The 17,048-nt window shown below is 62.2% G+C and carries 17 protein-coding genes and 1 tRNA gene; 9 read left to right on the forward strand and 9 right to left on the reverse strand.

From position 1 onward, the window contains the following. Positions 1–140: 140 nt before the first annotated feature. The gene (locus BSY16_RS19090) at positions 141–1,190 is read left to right on the forward strand and encodes a GntR family transcriptional regulator (protein WP_083242949.1); all 1,050 of its coding nucleotides are present in this window, start codon (positions 141–143) and stop codon (positions 1,188–1,190) included. Positions 1,191–1,200: 10 nt separating this feature from the next. Beyond that, entirely contained in the window at positions 1,201–1,554 is a 354-nt protein-coding gene (locus BSY16_RS19095; protein WP_069061140.1) for a VOC family protein, read from the forward strand. A gap of 3 nt (positions 1,555–1,557) precedes the next feature. On the opposite strand, the gene BSY16_RS19100 is transcribed toward BSY16_RS19095, so the two are convergent. After that, positions 1,558–3,087, reverse strand: a complete 1,530-nt coding sequence (locus tag BSY16_RS19100; protein ID WP_069061141.1) for a UxaA family hydrolase — start codon at positions 3,085–3,087, stop codon at positions 1,558–1,560. A gap of 165 nt (positions 3,088–3,252) precedes the next feature. Between BSY16_RS19100 and BSY16_RS19105 the strand changes: the two genes are divergently transcribed. From BSY16_RS19105 to BSY16_RS32475, 3 genes are all read left to right on the forward strand, one after another. Continuing rightward, a complete protein-coding gene (locus tag BSY16_RS19105; RefSeq protein ID WP_069061142.1) occupies positions 3,253–3,993 on the forward strand; it encodes a FadR/GntR family transcriptional regulator in 741 nt (246 codons plus the stop codon). Positions 3,994–4,051: 58 nt separating this feature from the next. Further along, the gene (dgoD, locus tag BSY16_RS19110) at positions 4,052–5,200 is read left to right on the forward strand and encodes a galactonate dehydratase (protein WP_069061143.1); all 1,149 of its coding nucleotides are present in this window, start codon (positions 4,052–4,054) and stop codon (positions 5,198–5,200) included. A gap of 105 nt (positions 5,201–5,305) precedes the next feature. Further along, positions 5,306–5,446, forward strand: coding sequence for a hypothetical protein (locus BSY16_RS32475; RefSeq protein WP_171902433.1), 141 nt, complete (start codon positions 5,306–5,308; stop codon positions 5,444–5,446). Positions 5,447–5,487: 41 nt separating this feature from the next. Here the strand turns inward: BSY16_RS32475 and BSY16_RS19115 are convergent, their stop codons facing one another. Both BSY16_RS19115 and BSY16_RS19120 read right to left on the reverse strand, forming a co-directional pair. Next, the gene (locus tag BSY16_RS19115; RefSeq protein WP_069061144.1) at positions 5,488–6,516 is read right to left on the reverse strand and encodes a sensor histidine kinase; all 1,029 of its coding nucleotides are present in this window, start codon (positions 6,514–6,516) and stop codon (positions 5,488–5,490) included. A gap of 152 nt (positions 6,517–6,668) precedes the next feature. Beyond that, entirely contained in the window at positions 6,669–8,153 is a 1,485-nt protein-coding gene (locus tag BSY16_RS19120) for a nucleobase:cation symporter-2 family protein (RefSeq protein ID WP_069061145.1), read from the reverse strand. A 340-nt stretch (positions 8,154–8,493) separates the two neighbouring features. Between BSY16_RS19120 and BSY16_RS19125 the strand changes: the two genes are divergently transcribed. Continuing rightward, a complete protein-coding gene (locus BSY16_RS19125; protein WP_069061146.1) occupies positions 8,494–8,901 on the forward strand; it encodes a hypothetical protein in 408 nt (135 codons plus the stop codon). Between the two features lie 164 nt (positions 8,902–9,065). Here BSY16_RS19125 and BSY16_RS19130 read toward each other — a convergent pair whose 3' ends face one another. From BSY16_RS19130 to cpdR1, 3 genes are all read right to left on the reverse strand, one after another. Further along, positions 9,066–9,971 carry a calcium-binding protein gene (locus BSY16_RS19130; RefSeq protein ID WP_069061147.1) on the reverse strand — a complete coding sequence of 302 codons (906 nt, stop codon included), beginning with the start codon at positions 9,969–9,971 and terminating at the stop codon, positions 9,066–9,068. A gap of 488 nt (positions 9,972–10,459) precedes the next feature. Continuing rightward, positions 10,460–10,534, reverse strand: a tRNA-Val gene (locus tag BSY16_RS19135). A gap of 94 nt (positions 10,535–10,628) precedes the next feature. Beyond that, a complete protein-coding gene (gene cpdR1 / locus BSY16_RS19140; RefSeq protein WP_069061148.1) occupies positions 10,629–10,991 on the reverse strand; it encodes a response regulator CpdR1 in 363 nt (120 codons plus the stop codon). Positions 10,992–11,183: 192 nt separating this feature from the next. On the opposite strand from cpdR1, the gene BSY16_RS19145 reads away from it, so the two are divergent. Together BSY16_RS19145 and hisN are read left to right on the forward strand one after the other, a co-directional pair. After that, a complete protein-coding gene (locus BSY16_RS19145) occupies positions 11,184–12,068 on the forward strand; it encodes an N-formylglutamate amidohydrolase (protein ID WP_069061149.1) in 885 nt (294 codons plus the stop codon). 270 nt (positions 12,069–12,338) lie between these two features. Continuing rightward, complete coding sequence (hisN, locus tag BSY16_RS19150; RefSeq protein WP_069061150.1) at positions 12,339–13,112, forward strand: histidinol-phosphatase; 774 nt, start codon at positions 12,339–12,341, stop codon at positions 13,110–13,112. A gap of 6 nt (positions 13,113–13,118) precedes the next feature. Here the strand turns inward: hisN and BSY16_RS19155 are convergent, their stop codons facing one another. Together BSY16_RS19155 and BSY16_RS19160 are read right to left on the reverse strand one after the other, a co-directional pair. Continuing rightward, positions 13,119–14,081 (reverse strand): alpha/beta fold hydrolase, encoded by a 963-nt coding sequence (locus BSY16_RS19155; protein ID WP_069061151.1) that lies wholly within the window; start codon positions 14,079–14,081, stop codon positions 13,119–13,121. A 281-nt stretch (positions 14,082–14,362) separates the two neighbouring features. Then, positions 14,363–14,896, reverse strand: coding sequence for a GNAT family N-acetyltransferase (locus BSY16_RS19160; protein ID WP_069061152.1), 534 nt, complete (start codon positions 14,894–14,896; stop codon positions 14,363–14,365). 225 nt (positions 14,897–15,121) lie between these two features. On the opposite strand from BSY16_RS19160, the gene BSY16_RS19165 reads away from it, so the two are divergent. After that, positions 15,122–15,583 carry an Hsp20 family protein gene (locus tag BSY16_RS19165; RefSeq protein ID WP_069061153.1) on the forward strand — a complete coding sequence of 154 codons (462 nt, stop codon included), beginning with the start codon at positions 15,122–15,124 and terminating at the stop codon, positions 15,581–15,583. A 201-nt stretch (positions 15,584–15,784) separates the two neighbouring features. Here BSY16_RS19165 and BSY16_RS19170 read toward each other — a convergent pair whose 3' ends face one another. After that, positions 15,785–16,831: a threonine aldolase family protein gene (locus BSY16_RS19170; RefSeq protein ID WP_069061154.1), complete on the reverse strand. Its 1,047-nt coding sequence runs from the start codon at positions 16,829–16,831 to the stop codon at positions 15,785–15,787. Positions 16,832–17,048: the final 217 nt, after the last annotated feature.

Raw genomic sequence — 17,048 nt, forward strand, 5'->3', positions numbered from 1 at the left:
GCGAGCCTTGGAAGGGTTTCCCTAGCGCAAAATGCCTCCGGCGTCACGAAAGGAATGACGATTTTTTGACGCTGCGGCGCAATTTCCTTGCTGATGATCGGTGCCGGACATGACCGTTGTCGCCACAAGGCATTCATGCCATGGTCCGCGCCATGAACGGCACGGGTCAGGTTTTGGCAGAAGCGGGCGCGGAAAGCCCCGAAGCGGCGCTCGACAAGAGCCCGCTTTATCTGCGTATTCGCGATGTGCTGGCAGATGCCATCTCCTCGGGCCGGCTGCCCAAGGGTGCGCTGCTGCTCGAAGGGCCGGTCGCGATCGTCTTCGCCTCGACGCGCACTCCCGTTCGCCAGGCTTTCGCACTTCTCGAAACGGCCGGTCAGATCCGGCGGTTCGACGGGCGCGGTTTTCTGGTGGGGCAGGGGCGTAGCGGGCCGAAACGCGTGGCGTTGACGCCGGACATGCTCGGCCTCGACGAGGAGGCGCCGGGCCTGCGCAAGGCGCCGGCCTGGGAGGCGATCTACGAGAGCCTGGAGCGGGAACTGGTGCACCTCTCCGTCTTCGGGCGGCATCGGATCAACGAGGTGGAACTGGCGCGTGCGCGCGGCGTCGGCCGGCAGGTGGCGCGCGATGCACTGACCCGGCTCGAAGCGCTCGGCATCATGGAAAAGGACGAGCGCATGCGCTGGACGCTGGTGCCGCTCGACGAGGGCCGCATGCGCGACCTGCATGATATCCGCGTGGCGCTGGAGCCGATGGCGTTGAACAGGGCAGCACCCTTCATCCCGCCCGTCGAGCGGCACGCCATGACGCATCGGCTGGAAGAGGCGCTCGCCGTCTATCCCGACCTTTCCGTCGAGGCGATGGACGATCTCGAAACCGACCTGCACATCACCTGCCTCGGCTATTGCCCGAACCGGGAGCTGCTGATCGCGCTGCGCCGGGCGCGCTTCATGCTCAATGTCAGCAAGCATATCATCGGCGTCTCGCACCGCATGCCCGCCGACGAGCCGTTCATCGCCGAGCACCTGGCGGTGTTCCGGGCGCTGGACGTGGACGATAGCGAGCGCGCGGCTGAGACGCTGCGCCACCACATCACCGTCTCGCTACCCAAGGTCATTGCACGCGTCGCGGAACTGCGCGACGCGCACCGGCCGGAGATGCCGGTCTATGCGGCACCCGCCTCGCGCTGAGGAGATTGGAATGAAGGTCAAACGCATTGTCGCGAACATCGAAACGGCCGAGCCTGCAGCGGTCGCGCGGTTCTACAAGGATGTTCTCGGGCTGGACCTGCTGATGGATCACGGCTGGATCGCCACCTATGGGGTCGCGGGCAGTACTATGCCCTTGCAGGTGAGCTTCGCCTCCGAAGGCGGTGCGGGCACGCCGGTGCCGGGGCTGTCGATCGAGGTGGATAACGTGGACGCCGTTCATCGTGCCGTGCTCGCGGCCGGTTATGCGATCGAATACGGGCCGGCGGACGAGCCCTGGGGCGTGCGGCGTTTTTTCGTGCGCGATCCAGCTGGCACGCTCGTCAATATCCTCATGCACGCCTGACGGTCAGGTAATCGCGCCGACCTGCCAGGGCACGAATTCGTTGTCGCCGTAGTCGAAGGCTTCGCTTGCGGTCTTGCGGCCGGAGGCGGTCGCGATGACGAATTCGAAGATGCGGCGGCCGGCCTGTTCGATCGTCTCGGTGCCGTCGACGATCGTGCCGCAATTGATGTCCATGTCTTCCTTGATGTGCTCGTACATCGGCGTGTTGGTGGCGATCTTGATGCAGGGTGCCGGCTTGTAACCGGAGACCGAACCGCGGCCGGTGGTGAAGGCGACGAGGTTGCAGCCGCCGGCGATCTGGCCGGTCACGGCGGCCGGGTCGTAGCCGGGCGTATCCATGAAGACGAAGCCGGGCTCCGTCACCTCTTCGGCATATTCATAGACGGCGTTGAGCGGCATCGAGCCGCCTTTGGCGACGGCGCCCAGCGACTTTTCCAGAATGGTCGTAAGCCCGCCGGCCTTGTTGCCGAAGGAGGGGTTGTTGTTGAGTTCGGCGTCGTTTTTCGCCGTGTAGTCCCGCCACCAGTCGATACGGGCGAGCAGTTTTTCCGCGACCTCCGGACGGGCGGCGCGGCGGGTGAGAAGATGCTCGGCGCCATAGATTTCCGGTGTCTCAGACAGCACGGTGGTGGCGCCTTCCTGCACGAGAAGGTCGGAGGCGATGCCGAGTGCGGGGTTGGCGGAAATACCGGAATAGCCGTCCGAGCCGCCGCATTCCAATGCCAGCTTGATGCCGGAGACGGGCAGCGGGGTGCGGCGGATGCGGCCGACATCCGGCAGCATGTCGTCGATCATCGCACAGGCGGCCTCGATGGTCTTTCGCGTGCCGCCCTGTTCCTGGATCATCATCTTGCGGAAGGTTTTTCCTTCCTCCAGCCCGGCTTCCTCGACAAGAGGGCCATATTGAAAGGTCTCGCAGCCCAGCCCGATCATCAGGATGCCGCCGAAATTCGGGTTGCGGGCATAGCCCTTGAAGGTGCGGGTGAGGATGCGCCCGCCCTCGGATTTCAGGTTCAGCGCGCAGCCGCCGCCATAGGTGAGCGCCACTACGCCGTCGATATTGTCGTGACCGGTCTCGCGGAATTTGCGGGCATAATGCTCCGCCACATAGCGCGAGACCGTGGCGGAACAGTTCACCGTTGAGAGGATGCCGATATAGTTGCGTGTGCCGATGCGGCCATTGCCGCGATCATAGCCATCGAAGGTGCGGCGCTCGGCTTCCGGCACCATCACGGGCGGGGCGTTGTCGATGCAGAATTCGTGTTTCAGTGCCACATCGAGAATGGCGAGGTTCTGCAGGTGCACATGCTCGCCGGGGCGGATCGCCTTCGTCGCATAGCCGATGATCTGGCCGTATTTCAGGACCGCCGCGCCTTCCGCGATCGGCGCGATCGCCACCTTGTGGCCGCGCGGAATGCGCTCGATCGCCGTGACGCCGTTCACCAGCGCCCGGCCGGTATCGATATTGGCGGGCACGACCCCGACATTGTCTTTCGCGTTGAGGACGAGCACGGCGGGGAGTTCGGCGAGCATGGCGGCTCCTGCGGTTGGGTTCGGTACATTATGCACTTTGTCAGCAAAAGTCAATAATGCGAATATTGGTTCGAATGAACGGGGTGGGTCATGGTCTTCGCCATCAATTTGTCATATGATTTGTTTGTAATTGTACGATGATTAATTCCAACCGATGGGGATGGCGTGGCGGACAAGGCAAAGAGACAGGCGCAGCGGCCACAATCGCGTCGCCCGCGTGTGCGCCACAACGTGACGGCGGCGATCGGCGCGGACATTTGCGGCGGGCGTTTTCCGCCGGGCACGGTTTTGCCGCGCGAGAGCGACCTTTGTGAGACCTATGGCGTCAGCCGCACCGTCATTCGCGAATCACTGAAGGTGCTGGAGACGAAAGGCCTTGTGCATGGCCGGCCGCGCGTCGGAACGCTCGTCCTGGACCGGTCCGAATGGAATGTGCTCGACGCGCAGATTCTCGAATGGATGGGGCCGGACGTGCTGTCGGCAGAGCTCTTAAGCTCGATCCTGGAGGCGCGCCGCACGGTGGAGCCTGCGGCCGCCTTTCTTGCCGCATCCCGCGCGACGGCGCAGGAAATCGCCGACCTCGAACGTGCCTGTGACGAGATGGGAGACGCGGAAGGCGATCTGGAGGCCTTCACGGCGGCGGACACCCGCTTTCACGAGACCCTCCTCAAGGCGAGCCACAACAAGGTGTTTCATCAGCTCTCGTCGATCATTCATGCGGCCCTCTCTCATGCGCTGCACGCTTCCAATCGGGCCTCGGGGAAACGCGACGAGGCGTTGGGCGTGCACCGCGAGCTGGTCGATGCGCTGCGCATGCGGGACGCCACGCGGGCAGAGACGTGCTCGCGCAACATTCTCGATCTCGCCGCGCGTGATCTTTCCGGCCTGATTGGCAAGGCCGGCTGATGAACTCCGCGGGCGAAAAGCCCGTGACGGAAGACAAACCGACGAGGGATGAAACGACATGAAGATCACCAAGCTGACGACCTACATCGTGCCGCCGCGGTGGATGTTCCTGAAGATAGAGACGGACGAGGGCATCGTCGGCTGGGGCGAGCCGGTGGTGGAGGGGCGTGCGCTGACCGTGGAAGCGGCCGTGCATGAACTGTCGGACTACCTTGTCGGCAAGGATCCGCTGCTGATCGAGGACCATTGGCAGGTCATGTACCGCGCCGGCTTCTACCGCGGCGGCGCCGTGCACATGTCGGCGATCGCCGGCATCGACCAGGCGCTGTGGGACATCAAGGGCAAGGCCTATGGCCAGCCGGTCCATGCGCTGCTCGGTGGCCAGGTGCGTGACAAGATCAAGGTCTATTCCTGGATCGGCGGCGACCGGCCGGCCGACGTCGCCAACAATGCCAAGGAGGTCGTCGCCCGCGGCTTCAAGGCCATCAAGCTCAACGGCTGCGAGGAAATGCAGATCGTCGACACCTGGGACAAGGTGGAAAAGGCGGTCGAGACCATCGCGACGATCCGCGAGGCGATCGGCCCCTATATCGGCATCGGCGTCGATTTCCACGGCCGCGTGCACCGGCCGATGGCCAAGGTGCTGGCGAAGGAACTCGAGCAGTTCAAGCTGCTGTTTATCGAGGAGCCGGTGCTTTCCGAAAACCGCGAGGCGCTGAAGGAAATCGCCAACCATTGCTCGACGCCGATTGCTTTGGGTGAACGCCTCTATTCGCGCTGGGACTTCAAGTCGGTGCTGTCGGACGGCTATGTCGATATCCTCCAACCGGACCTCAGCCATGCCGGCGGCATTACGGAATGCCGCAAGATCGCGGCGATGGCGGAAGCCTATGACGTGGCGCTGGCGCCGCATTGCCCGCTGGGGCCGATCGCGCTTGCCGCCTGCCTGCAGATCGATGCCGTCTCGCACAATGCGTTCATCCAGGAGCAGAGCCTCGGCATCCACTACAACAAGGGCAACGACATCCTCGACTACATCTCGAACAAGGAGGTGTTCCATTATGCGGATGGCTTCGTGTCGATCCCGCAGGGGCCAGGTCTCGGCATCGAGGTGGACGAGCAATACGTCATCGAGCGGGCCAAGGAAGGCCATCGCTGGCGCAATCCCGTCTGGCGTCACGAGGATGGCAGCGTCGCCGAGTGGTAGACTTGCAAAAGCCCGGCATCGCGCCGGGCTTTTCTATTCGGGTCGTGGTGGACGGAATCATCCGGCATGCCTATGTGTTACGGGCACACCATAAAGGAGAGGTCCATGCGTCCCATTTCCGGTTTCGTCGTCGTCGCATTTGCGGTTCTGACCCTTGCGGGTTGCAACACGACTGGGGCCAGCAGCAACACGACCTATGCCCGTCCGCCGGTCTCCGGTGGCGGCCTGAGTGTTCCGCTGAACTGAGCCGATAGCGGCTTGCGATCCGCCTGGAGGCCCGCAGGCCTTCAGGCCGTCCGGAACGGCAATGTGATGACGGCCTGGTAGCGGCCCCCATCCACCGGACCTGACGAGAAGCGCCACCGGCTGCCGAAACGCGCTTGCAGCCGGTCGCTGATATTCCTGAGACCGACACCCATGCCGGCGGGCTTACGCGCTCCCTGGGCGTCCGGCAGATCGTTTTCGACGCTCAGCACCAGCCGATCTCCCTCCCGTTTCGTCTCCAGCACGATGGTGACGCGCTTTCGCGCCGGAGCAACGCCGTGCTTGACCGCGTTCTCGATCAACGGCTGAAGGATGAGGTTGGGAACAAGCGCCGGCCCGAGATCTGCCGGAAGGCGGATGTCGAAGGCCATGCGGTCGGCGAACCGCTCATGCTCGATTTCGAGGTAGTCGCGCTGAAGGGCGATCTCTTCTGCCAGTGGCACGTCATGCAACGGGTCGAGTGAGAGTGTCGTTTGCAGGAAACGCGAGAGCGACAGCACCATGCGGTCCGCCCGACCGCCCGATCCTTCCTCGATCAGACCGGCAATGGAATTCAGCGTGTTGAAGAGGAAATGCGGATTGAGTTCGTAACGCAGCGCCCGCAATTCCGCATCCAGCTTGCGGCGCTGCGCATTGAGCAGCGAGAGCGCCGCCACATAGAAGCCGAAAACGATGGCATTCCATATGAAGCTGAAGCGGAACTGCAGAATGGCCTTGCCCCATGTATCGGCGAGGGCAAAACCCGGCACGCTCAGGCCGCCTGGCAATGCATGCGGGCCGACCATCATGATCACCGCGATATCGAACACGGCCTGGCTGACAGCGGCAAAGAAGACGGCGAGAACGCCGAAGCCGATGGCCTGCTTTTTCGGCAGGGTTTGAAGATGGTGGAGCAGCCTTGCCAGGACGAGGGCGAGCAGAATGCAGCTCAACCAACCGGGCACGATGATCGGCAGGCCGCCGGGCAGCATCAGGATGTCGTTGATGGAAAGCGCCGTCCACAGGGTGACGGCCAGAACGAGGGCCTCGCGCCAATTCCATATGCCGACCATGAATGCTCCCGAAGCCGCCGTTTCCTGGCGCTCTAACTGCCATGTCCCTGCTATGCCTCGGAAGCGGCCGCAGGAAAATGCCGGAGCAGACATTGTTCACGGAAAAACCCGGCTTGCGACCTGCAAGCCGGGTTTGTTTGAAAGCCGTAGGCTCAGTGCGAGTCAGCCAGGCGTGCGGCTTCGACGGCGTCGGATTGCGCGAAGCTCGTACCGTTGAAGAAGGCATTCAGCAGCACGGCGGCAATCGAGGCGAGCACGATGCCCGATTCGATGATGGGATGGATCGCATGCGGCATCCACATCAGGTAGTTCGGTGCAAGCAACGGGATGAGGCCGAAGCCGACCGACACGGCAACCACGAAGAGGTTGTTGCGCGACGACTTGAAATCGACATTCGCAAGAATGCGCACGCCCGTTGCAGCGACCATGCCGAACATAACCAGACCCGCACCGCCGAGCACGAAGGTCGGCACGGCTTCGACCAGCGCACCCATCTTCGGGATGAGGCCGAGCGCGATCATGATCACGCCGGCAGCGACACACACGTAGCGGCTCTTGACACCGGTGACGCCGACGAGACCGACATTCTGCGAGAAGCTCGTATAGGGGAAGGTGTTGAACAGGCCGCCGATCATCGTTCCGATGCCGTCGACGCGCAGGCCGGCGGTCAACTGCCGCTGGGACACCGGCTTGTCGGTGATTTCACCAAGCGCGAGGAACATGCCGGTCGATTCGATCATCACGACGATCATCACCAGCGTCATGGTGGCAATCAGCACCGGATCGAAGATTGGCACCCCGAAGCGGAAGGGCGTGACGACGGCGAACCAGCCGGCATCGCCGACGCGGTCGAAATGCATCATGCCGAGCACGGATGCCGCAAGGCAGCCGATGATGACGCCGGCGAGCACCGCGATGTTGCTGATCAGGCCGCGACCGAAGCGGGCGATGAGCAGGATGGAGACGAGCACCAGCGCCGACAGCGCGATGTGGCTCGGTTCGGCATAGACCGGGTTGGAGACGGTCGGCGCGATGGCGAAGCCGTCCGGAACCGCCGGGCCGCCGCTCTCGGCGAGCGTCTTCATCTGGGCCAGCCACTCGGCATGCGTCGGGTTGATCAGTTTGGGGGCGGTCGGGCCGAAGGGGTTGCCGAAGGTCCAGTTGATGCCGACGCGCATCAGCGACACGCCGATGACGAGGATGATCGTGCCGGTCACGACGGGCGGGAAGAAGCGGAGCAGCCGCCCCATCAGCGGCGCGATCAATAGCGCCAGGAAACCGGCCCCTATGATGGCGCCAAAGATCATGCGGGCGCCCTCCTGGCCGGGCGCCATGGTGGCCATCGAAACCATCGGGCCGACCGAGGCGAAGGTGACGCCCATCATGACGGGCAGCCGGATGCCGACATGGCGGCCGACGCCCAGCGACTGAATGATCGTGACGAGACCGCAGACGAAAAGGTCGGCGGAAATCAGGAATGCGACGTCTTGCGGGCTGAGCTGCAAGGCCCGCCCGACGATCAGCGGCACCGCGACGGCGCCGCCATACATGACGAGAACATGTTGAATGCCGAGCGTTGCGAGCCTGCCGACGGGCAGCTTCTCGTCCACCGGATGTATGCTGGATGCGTCGTTCATGGATACTCCTCCTATCACGTCGACCCTACCTGTCCCGTCCTCCAACGGGGTGCGCTATCTCTCGCGCTGCGGTAGAGCGCTACAAGCATAGCCAGGCAATAAACACTTTACGTATTCCAGGGGTAATCGTGCGATGGGGAGTATTCGCAGCATGCGCCTTCGCTAGCGAATTCGAATGCCTTTTCACATGGTTGGCATCGGTTCCCGGCGCAAGGATCGACTTGAACCAGCCATCATTTGAGCGCAAAACACCCACCGCCGTCAACTGTTTCCTGCACGGCATATGTGTCTTTCCGCCGTGCCACCTGCTGCGGTGCGAAAATAGCCGAAGGAGCGAAGCATGGCGCGCAAACAGCCGGAAAATCCAAGGGAGGCCGAGGCGCTCACTCTCGCGCAGAAGGGGATCGAGGCGGGCGCCGACGAACGCTATGAAGAGGCGGCCGAGCATTGGAAGGCCGCCTCGGACTACGTGGATGCCCACTTGCCGGGCGCCGATATCTATTACTGGATCAAGAGCGGCTTTGGCGCGGCTCTCTATGATGTCGGCGCATACGAGAAAAGCATTTCCGTTGCAAAGCTGGCGCTCGACTGGTGTTCTTCTCACAAGCGTCCACTGCCTGCGCTGACGATGGCCAGATGCTATCGCCGGTTGGGTGATCACGCCGCGGCGCAGACCCATATCGATCTCGCCCGCAGCCTGGTCGGTGAGGCGGTTATGAAGGAGTGGGTCGAAACGTCGGACAACTAAGCCGAAAAGAGAAAAGCGCACTCAACGCGCCGACCTGCAGCGCGCCGCCACCGAAAGTGTGACGCAAATCCGCGGTATGAGGATTGTCCAGAGATAGGCGGCTACTTACCGGACTGGGGTACGGCAGGGCAGAGCGTTTGAGGACGTCTTCCCCGCCCTGAAAATCACAGAATGAAATCGCCTTTGACAAACTCGATCGTCGTGTCGAGCCAAACCGAGAAATCGATCTTGCCGTCACCGTTGGCGTCACCGTGGAGATAGGTATCGCCATTGGTATTGGTGTAGCGCAGTTCACCGGCCTTGTTGCCGAAGGCCTTTTCGCCGACAAATGTGAAGGCCTGGTTGCCGGCAATCTTCGTATTGGCATCGATGGCCGCCAGGTCGATCTTGTCGCCCTGGCTGCGATTGAAGTCGACGATGAAGTCCCGACCGGACGTGGAGAGGGTCGAATCGCTAAGGTTAGAAAAGATGAACTGGTCGGCGCCAAGCCCACCGGTCAATTTGTCGGCGCCAGCGCCGCCGGAAAGCTTGTCCGCACCGGCTCCCCCATTGAGGTTGTCGTTGCCGCCGTTACCCCAGACCGTGTTGGCACCGGCATCGCCACGAAGGGTGTCGTTGCCCGCGCCGAGGATCACGGCCTCAATGGAGTACAGATGCTGGATGTCGCCGAGCGAGCCTTTCGCGGTACCTGCGGCCGCTCCCTTGAGCGTTACAACCGCGTTGCCCTTGTAGTCGAAGTAGTCGAGGGTGTCCCAGCCCCCGTCACCATAGAAGGTGTCTTCGCCCGCGCTGAAGATGAATCTGTCGTCGCCGTCGCGCCCGAAGAACGTGTTGGCGCCGGCATCGCCGCGCGCGAGGTCGTTGCTGTTGCTCAGGATCACGGCTTCGATCGAGTAGAGGCTTTTGACGTCGCCGAGCGAGCCCTTCGCAATGCCCTTGCCCTCTCCGTTCAGCGTCACGCTCACGCTGCCCGTGTAATGGAAATAGGAGAGGGTGTCCCACCCTGCGCCGCCATACATGGAGTCGTTACCGCCGCTGACGACAAGCTTGTCATCGCCGGCAAGCGCCATATAGGTCTCGTTCAAGTCGGTACCGTATACGGTATCGTTGAGCTGGGTCCCTGTTACGATGCGAGACATGGTCCGCCGATCCTTTTAAAGCAAGCGCCTGGCCGAAGCACTAGCGCCTATGCGTGCGGCTGGAAAGGAATCGGCAAATCTAGTTCGCGTTAATCTTAACAAAGAGCGGAGCCGGCCAAGACCGCCCTACATTCGCACGACGCGCGAAAGCGGATGGGCACACCGTCCTGTTTTGGTGCGGCTGTTGCGCCGATGAGATGGAATTGTACGACCGCCTCGCCTCCTTTGTGGAGGGCGACCGCATCTGCAATGAGCGTGGTCTGGTCACCTTTCCCCAAGGGGCGCTTGCAGGCGAATGGGAGGTACTGGGTGAAGTCTGGTCCGGTCCCAGCATCTCATAGCTAAGGCACCAACGTGCTAGGCCCCAGAAACGGAAAAATCCGCCACGGCGGATTTCTCAAAATCATCAGAAGATCGGATGGTGGGCGTGACAGGGATTGAACCTGTGACCCCTACGATGTCAACGTAGTGCTCTCCCGCTGAGCTACACGCCCATCCGATGAGCCGCATAGACCACAAAACATCTGGCGGCGTCAATAGGCTTTTTTAGCTTTTTTTGCGCGCCGATTTTGTGGTCTTTTCCAGGGCTTAGGCGGCCAGCATCTTGTTGACCTCGTCGACGAGATCACGCAGGTGGAACGGCTTGGAGAGGACCTTTGCGTCCTTCGGAGCCTTGGAATCCGGGTTGAGCGCGACGGCGGCGAAGCCAGTGATGAACATCACCTTGAGGTCCGGATCGAGCTCGGTGGCGCGGCGTGCCAGCTCGATGCCGTCCATCTCCGGCATCACGATATCGGTGAGGAGTAGCGAGAAGGGTTCTTCGCGAAGCCGGTCGTAGGCGCTGGCGCCGTTGTCGTAAGACAGCACCTGGTAGCCCGCCTTTTCGAGCGCCTTCACCAGAAAGCGGCGCATGTCGTTGTCGTCTTCAGCGAGGAGAATCTTGGGGGTCATGGAATTCGGGAACCATTGCTAAAAGGGTGTCTGCCCGCGAACGGGCGGTTCTGTTAAGAGAGCGTATTCCGGTAAATATCCGGTGAATGGGGCATGGCAAGGCCTTATCCCTCGTTTCTCAGTATGGACACGGGGTGAGGCCGCTGGCAACATGAACGACGTAATGATTTCGAGGCATGGTAAAGGACGGCAATGGCGGAGGCTCTGAGCGAAAACAGCCACTTCGAAGTGCTGGAGCCGGTTTCGCAGAGCGTGCCCCTCGTCTTCAACTCGCCACACAGCGGGCGGCGTTATCCACAGGGCTTCCTCGATCAGTCGCGTCTCGATGCACTCGGCATCCGCCGTTCGGAAGACCATTATGTCGATGAGCTGTTTTCGGTGGCGCCCGCGCTCGGCGCGCCGATGTTGATTGCGCATTTCCCGCGCGCCTGGCTCGACGTCAACCGCGAGCCCTATGAACTCGATCCGCGCATGTTCGAAGGATCCTTGCCGTCCTATGCCAATATCAGCTCGATCCGGGTCGCCGGCGGGCTCGGCACGGTGCCGCGCGTCGTGGCCGAAAACATGGAAATCTACCGCCACCGTTTCCCCGTCGAGGAGGCGCTGGAGCGGGTCGAGACGGTCTACAAGCCCTATCACGCGTGCCTGCGCCGGCTTGTCGTGCGCACCCATGTGGCCTTCGGCTTCTCGGTGCTGATCGATTGCCACTCCATGCCGGGTAATATCCGGGTGTCCGGTTCGGGGTTGCGGCCGGATTTCATCATCGGTGACCGCTACGGCACCAGCGCCTCGGGTGAGTTGTCGCGCACCGCGATGCGGCTTCTTGAGGACATGGGTTTTTCCGTCGTACGCAACAAGCCCTATGCGGGCGGCTTCATCACCGAGCACTATGGGCGGCCCGCCAAGGGGCTGCACGCGCTGCAGATCGAGGTAAACCGCGGCCTCTACGTCGATGAAACGACGCTTGCCAAGAAGCCGGATTTCGCGGTGCTGCAGACGGCGATTGCCGCGTTCCTGCAGGATTTTTCCGACCATGTGGAAGATTATGCCGCGGACCGGGCACTGGCGGCCGAATAGGCCCGGTTTCCTCTCAAAAAAAACCGCGCTTGTGGCGCGGTTCAAGTCTAGGGAGGAAACACCCAAGGAGGGTATTTACAGCCACGAGTGACTGTAAGAAAAGTGTAATGTTGCGCTGCACAAGTGTCAAGCGCAACTGCGGAATAAATTTGTGATCCGTTAAGCAATTTTCTTGCTCGCACACTTCTTCGCCTCGATGCGCATTGCGGTTCCGTTTTCCGGGCCGATGCAGTATGTCAATGGCATCCACAGTCCCTCCGAGAGATCCCCATGCTGCCTGATCGCGCCTTCTTCGACCGCCTTGCCGATGCTGCAAGGCAAGAAACCCTGCCGCGTTTCCGCGTTGGTGCCGATGTCGTCAACAAGGAGGCCTCCGGCTTCGATCCGGTGACGGAGGGCGACCGCGCGGCGGAAGCCGCAATCCGCGTGCTCATCGAGCAGCATTTTCCCAACCATGGCATCCTCGGCGAAGAGCACGGTTCGGTTGGTCTTGACCGCGAATATATCTGGGTCATCGACCCGATCGACGGCACGCGCGCCTTCATTTCCGGCGTGCCGGTCTGGGGGACGCTGATCGGGCTCTACCGCAACGGCGAGGCGATCATGGGCCTGATCGATCAGCCTTTCACGGGGGAGCGCTACTTCGCCGACGGCAAGGTCTCGCACTATTCCGGGCCGGATGGCACCAGGAAACTCTCGACGCGGCCGTGCAACAGCCTGTCGGATGCGATCATGTTCACCACCTCGCCGCATCTCTTCACCGATACGGCCAAGACCCGCTACGAGGCGGTGCAGGACAAGGTGCGGCTCTTCCGTTATGGCTGCGATTGCTACGCCTATGCGCTGCTCGCCGCCGGCCATATCGACCTCGTGGTCGAATGCGGACTGAAGCCCTATGACGTCGGCGGCCTCATTCCGGTCATCGAGCAGGCGGGCGGCATCATCACCAATTGGGACGGCGGTCCGGCGGAAATGGGCGGCGAGATCATCGCGGCCGGCAGCCGCAAGGTCTATGACGAGGCAATGGCGCTTCTGAGAAGCTGATTCAACTCAGGCGCCGAGGCCGGTTTCCTCGGCGTCGCTTCCCGGAATGAAGGCCTCGATTGCGGCAAGCGCCTGCGCGCGGAACCGGTCGGCTTCCTGAAAGAGCTCATGGCGTGCGCCGTCGATCTCGATCAGGCGTGCGGCGCGGAAGATGCGTGCGAGATTGCCGATTGCCTTGCGCGGGACGAGGATGTCGGCCGTCGGGCACAGCAGCAGCGTGGGGATGCGGATGCGTGTCAGGTGGTCCTGATGCGTCACGCGGGCCATGGTCGCGATGGTCTCGTTCAGCCAGCGCGCGCTCGGCCAGCTGATCGAAAGCTCGGGATGTTCGGCGTAGATAGCGGCGTTGCGGGCAAAGCGGCGCGCGTCGGACGTCACGACGTTGTTGGCGAAATCGAATGTCGGATCACCCTTGCGGAAGGTGTGGTTGCCAAGGCCGGTGAGCGAGGCGAGGCGCGCGATGATCGCGATCTTGCGCTGGCTCATCGATTGCCCGGCAAGCGCCACGAAGGGTGCGGCGAGAACCATGCGCTCGATGCGGTTCTCCAGCGCCGGCGCCTGCGAGAGTGCGACGAGCGCGCCGGTGGAATGCGCGACGATGAAGAAGGGCAGGCGGGCGTCCGGCAGCACGATCTTTTCAAGGAAGAGCGAGAGGTCTGCCTCGTAATCGGCAAAGCGCGCGACATGGCCCGCCCGGCTGCCGGTGATGAGCCGGTCGGAACCGGCCTGGCCGCGCCAGTCGAATGTCGCGACCCAGAGGCCGCGGGCGGTGAGGTCGTTGATCGTCTCGAAATATTTCTCGATGCACTCGCTGCGACCCTGCAGCAGCACGACCGTGCCCTTCGCCTGGCGTTCCTTCGAGCGGAACACGGCATAGCGGATTTTCACGCCGCCGCGACCTTCCAGGAAACCCGCGACGTGGTTTTCCGGAACGGGATTGTCGGCGGTGGCGTGCAGGATGGAATCCATCGGGCGATGAGGTCTCGGCAGGCGTCGATGATTGATGGATAGGCGCTCGCCCTTGAGCCGTCAAAGAAAAAAGCCGGCTGCATGCGGCACGGGGGTACAACACATGCAGTCCGGCGCAATTTGACCGGGGAGGAAGGGACGTTACACCCCAGTCGTCGAAAGTTTTCGCTTCCGATGCTGCGGTTTTAGCAAGGGCAAGCTGAACGCTGTCCGAAGCCATCGTTCATCCGGCGTTCATCCGTAAAGAATTCGGGACGATCGCTGCCAAGGTGGGGGAGCGGTTAACCGCCGACCCATTGCTCGCGCGTCACCTCGTACCAAACCTCGCCGTGCTCGCTGCCGGGAATGGGGTCGGGCCAGTCGACGGAGACCGTGCGTGCGTGGTGCATGCCGATCTTTTCCATGACGCGGCGCGACGCCTGGTTTACCGCCATCGTGGTCGCGACGACCTTCTCGTATCCACCATTCCTGAATCCCCAGTCGACAAGTGCAGAAGCCCCTTCCGAGGCCAATCCCTGACCCCAATCCGCCCTATGCAGGCGGTAGCCGAGTTCGGCGAGGGTCTCGTTTTCCGGCCACAGGCAAAACCAGCCGACGAACGCGTCGTTCGTGGTGCGGCGCGCCGCCCAGACATAGGGCTCCGTTCCCCTCGGCATAAGGAACGTTGCGTTCGGATCGATCTCCTGGTGGTTTACGGCGTGTCCACCGTTGAGAAAGCGCATCACCTCCGGATCGAGTTCAAGCGCCATGAAGTCAGTGCGGTCACGCGGGCAGCAGGGACTGAGCGTCAACTGCGTCGTCTGCAAAACAGTCATTTTCGAGCATCCCTCCGTCGCACGGCAAATATGTTCTGATTCGCCCGTTGTTTGCCCCCTTGAACAGCGAAAACGGCATTCCCATCTCATCCTCACGGGCGCCGAAAGGGTCCGTCGAGGTCTTCGTCGCCAAAAAGGGTCGGGGACCGGTTAACCGGGCTGCACCTTCGGAAATCAGGGGCAGCCTTCAGAAAGATCGCAACCGTTGCTCTGAAGGAGGACACCATGCGTCACGTCGATTTCTCCCCCCTCTACCGTTCCACCGTTGGTTTCGACCGTCTCTTCACCATGCTCGACAGCCTCGGCCAGCCCGAGCAGGCCCCGAGCTATCCGCCCTACAACATCGAACGCACCGGTGAGACCACCTACCGTATCACCATGGCGGTTGCCGGTTTCGACGAAAGCGAACTGTCGATCGAAGCGCGCGAACATGCGCTGACCGTCAAGGGCGAGAAGAAGGATGATGCGGCCGAGGAAACCCAGTTTCTTTACCGCGGCATTGCCAAACGCGCCTTCGAGCGCCGCTTCCAACTCGCCGATCACGTGGAAGTGCGCGCCGCTTCGCTGAAGAACGGCCTTCTCCACATCGATCTCCTGCGCGAAATCCCGGAAGCCGCCAAGCCGCGCCGTATCGAGATTGCAGCCGTCAACCGCGAAGCCAAGCAGATCGAAGCGCAGACCAGCTAATCTCTGCTTCGTTCGGGAATGAAGAAGGGCGGTGCCGCAGGGCGCCGCCTTTTTTGTTGTCGGTCTTCTTGGTGTGCAAGGCGATCCCCCGCCCACCACGTCATCCTCGGGCTTGACCCGAGGATCCATCGACGTCTTCGAAGGTGGATGGTCGGGTCAAGCCCGACCATGACGGAGGAGAGGGCGCGGACTTTTTGTGTCTCAAAGTGCCGAGAGAAAATTGTCGACATCCGCTTCGGTGGTGGCGAAGCTGGTGACGAGGCGGATCAGGGTCTCGTCGTCGCGCATGGTCGCCTTCACGTCCGGGCCGGCCGGCCAGTCGTAGAAGACGGCGCCCTTGTCCTGCAAAGCCTTCATCGCGTCGTTGCGGATGATGGCGAACAGTTCGTTCGAACCGGTCGGCCAGGCGAGGCGGGCCTTGTCGGACGTGGCGAAGCCGGCCGCGAGGCGGGCGGCCATGCCGTTGGAGTGGCGGGCGAGGGTGAGCCACAGGCCATCGCGGAAATAGGCGTCGAACTGCGCGGCGATGAAGCGGGATTTTGAGAAGAGCTGGGCCGAGCGCTTGCGCAGGAAATGCATCTGCTGCGCCTTGCCCGGATCGAAGAGCACCAGGGCTTCCGCGCACCAGCAGCCGTTCTTCGTGCCGCCGAAGGACAGGATGTCGACGCCGCGTTTCCAGGTCATGTCTGCCGGTGTCGTGCCGAGATGAGTAAGCGCGTTGGCGAAACGCGCGCCGTCCATGTGCAGCGGCAGGTTGGCCTTCTTCGTGACGCCGGAGAGGGCGGCGATTTCGTCCAGCGTATAGGCGGTGCCGGCTTCCGTCGCCTGCGTTATGGTGACGGCCATCGGCTGTCCGCCATGCACGAAATCCGGCGGGAAGCGGCCGATCGCGGCTGCGAGCGCCTGCGGCGACAGCTTGCCCGCCTGGCCGTCGATCGGCACGAGCTTGGCGCCGGTCGCGAAGAATTCCGGGGCGTTGCATTCGTCGACATTCACATGGGCTTCGCGGTGGCAGAAAACTTGCCCGCCGGGACGGTTGAAGCTCGCGAGCGCCAGCGAATTCGCCGCCGTGCCGGTGCCGACGAAGAACACCGCGACGTCGCGCTCGAAAATTTCGGAAAACGTCTTTTCCACACGCTTGTCGAGATCACTGGTACCATAGGCGGAGGCAAAGCCGCCGGCCGCATCGACCAGGCTCTTTGCGATGTCGGGATGGGCGCCTGCCCAGTTGTCGGAAGCGAAAAACATGCGGTTTCCAATGCGAAAATGGGTCTTCGAGGGACCATAATGGAGAAATGATGGCGATCAATCGCCGGAATCGGCAGAAAGCGCCATCCTCCCGAAGAATGAAAGGAACGGAAACAAAACGTCGAAGTGTCGTAATTTAATTTCAAGCCTTCGACGGTGCGGGCAATTTTTCTTCATGACATGGTGATTATTTGGCATGATGGCCTTGCAGGGCTGG

The sequence above is a fragment of the Sinorhizobium sp. RAC02 genome (genome assembly GCF_001713395.1).
In the GTDB taxonomy this organism is placed as follows: Bacteria; Pseudomonadota; Alphaproteobacteria; order Rhizobiales; family Rhizobiaceae; genus Shinella.

Excerpts from the sequence above, each read along its gene's own strand:
- BSY16_RS19090 (WP_083242949.1), top strand. The coding sequence starts at position 141 with ATGGTCCGCGCCATGAACGGCACGGGTCAGGTTTTGGCAGAAGCGGGC.
- BSY16_RS19160 (WP_069061152.1), bottom strand. The coding sequence starts at position 14,896 with ATGACTGTTTTGCAGACGACGCAGTTGACGCTCAGTCCCTGCTGCCCG.
- BSY16_RS19130 (WP_069061147.1), bottom strand. The coding sequence starts at position 9,971 with ATGGCGCTTGCCGGCGATGACAAGCTTGTCGTCAGCGGCGGTAACGAC.
- BSY16_RS19170 (WP_069061154.1), bottom strand. The coding sequence starts at position 16,831 with ATGTTTTTCGCTTCCGACAACTGGGCAGGCGCCCATCCCGACATCGCA.
- dgoD (WP_069061143.1), top strand. The coding sequence starts at position 4,052 with ATGAAGATCACCAAGCTGACGACCTACATCGTGCCGCCGCGGTGGATG.
- BSY16_RS19145 (WP_069061149.1), top strand. The coding sequence starts at position 11,184 with ATGGCGGAGGCTCTGAGCGAAAACAGCCACTTCGAAGTGCTGGAGCCG.
- BSY16_RS19115 (WP_069061144.1), bottom strand. The coding sequence starts at position 6,516 with ATGGTCGGCATATGGAATTGGCGCGAGGCCCTCGTTCTGGCCGTCACC.
- hisN (WP_069061150.1), top strand. The coding sequence starts at position 12,339 with ATGCTGCCTGATCGCGCCTTCTTCGACCGCCTTGCCGATGCTGCAAGG.
- BSY16_RS19095 (WP_069061140.1), top strand. The coding sequence starts at position 1,201 with ATGAAGGTCAAACGCATTGTCGCGAACATCGAAACGGCCGAGCCTGCA.
- BSY16_RS19155 (WP_069061151.1), bottom strand. The coding sequence starts at position 14,081 with ATGGATTCCATCCTGCACGCCACCGCCGACAATCCCGTTCCGGAAAAC.
- BSY16_RS19100 (WP_069061141.1), bottom strand. The coding sequence starts at position 3,087 with ATGCTCGCCGAACTCCCCGCCGTGCTCGTCCTCAACGCGAAAGACAAT.
- cpdR1 (WP_069061148.1), bottom strand. The coding sequence starts at position 10,991 with ATGACCCCCAAGATTCTCCTCGCTGAAGACGACAACGACATGCGCCGC.
- BSY16_RS19165 (WP_069061153.1), top strand. The coding sequence starts at position 15,122 with ATGCGTCACGTCGATTTCTCCCCCCTCTACCGTTCCACCGTTGGTTTC.
- BSY16_RS19125 (WP_069061146.1), top strand. The coding sequence starts at position 8,494 with ATGGCGCGCAAACAGCCGGAAAATCCAAGGGAGGCCGAGGCGCTCACT.
- BSY16_RS32475 (WP_171902433.1), top strand. The coding sequence starts at position 5,306 with ATGCGTCCCATTTCCGGTTTCGTCGTCGTCGCATTTGCGGTTCTGACC.
- BSY16_RS19120 (WP_069061145.1), bottom strand. The coding sequence starts at position 8,153 with ATGAACGACGCATCCAGCATACATCCGGTGGACGAGAAGCTGCCCGTC.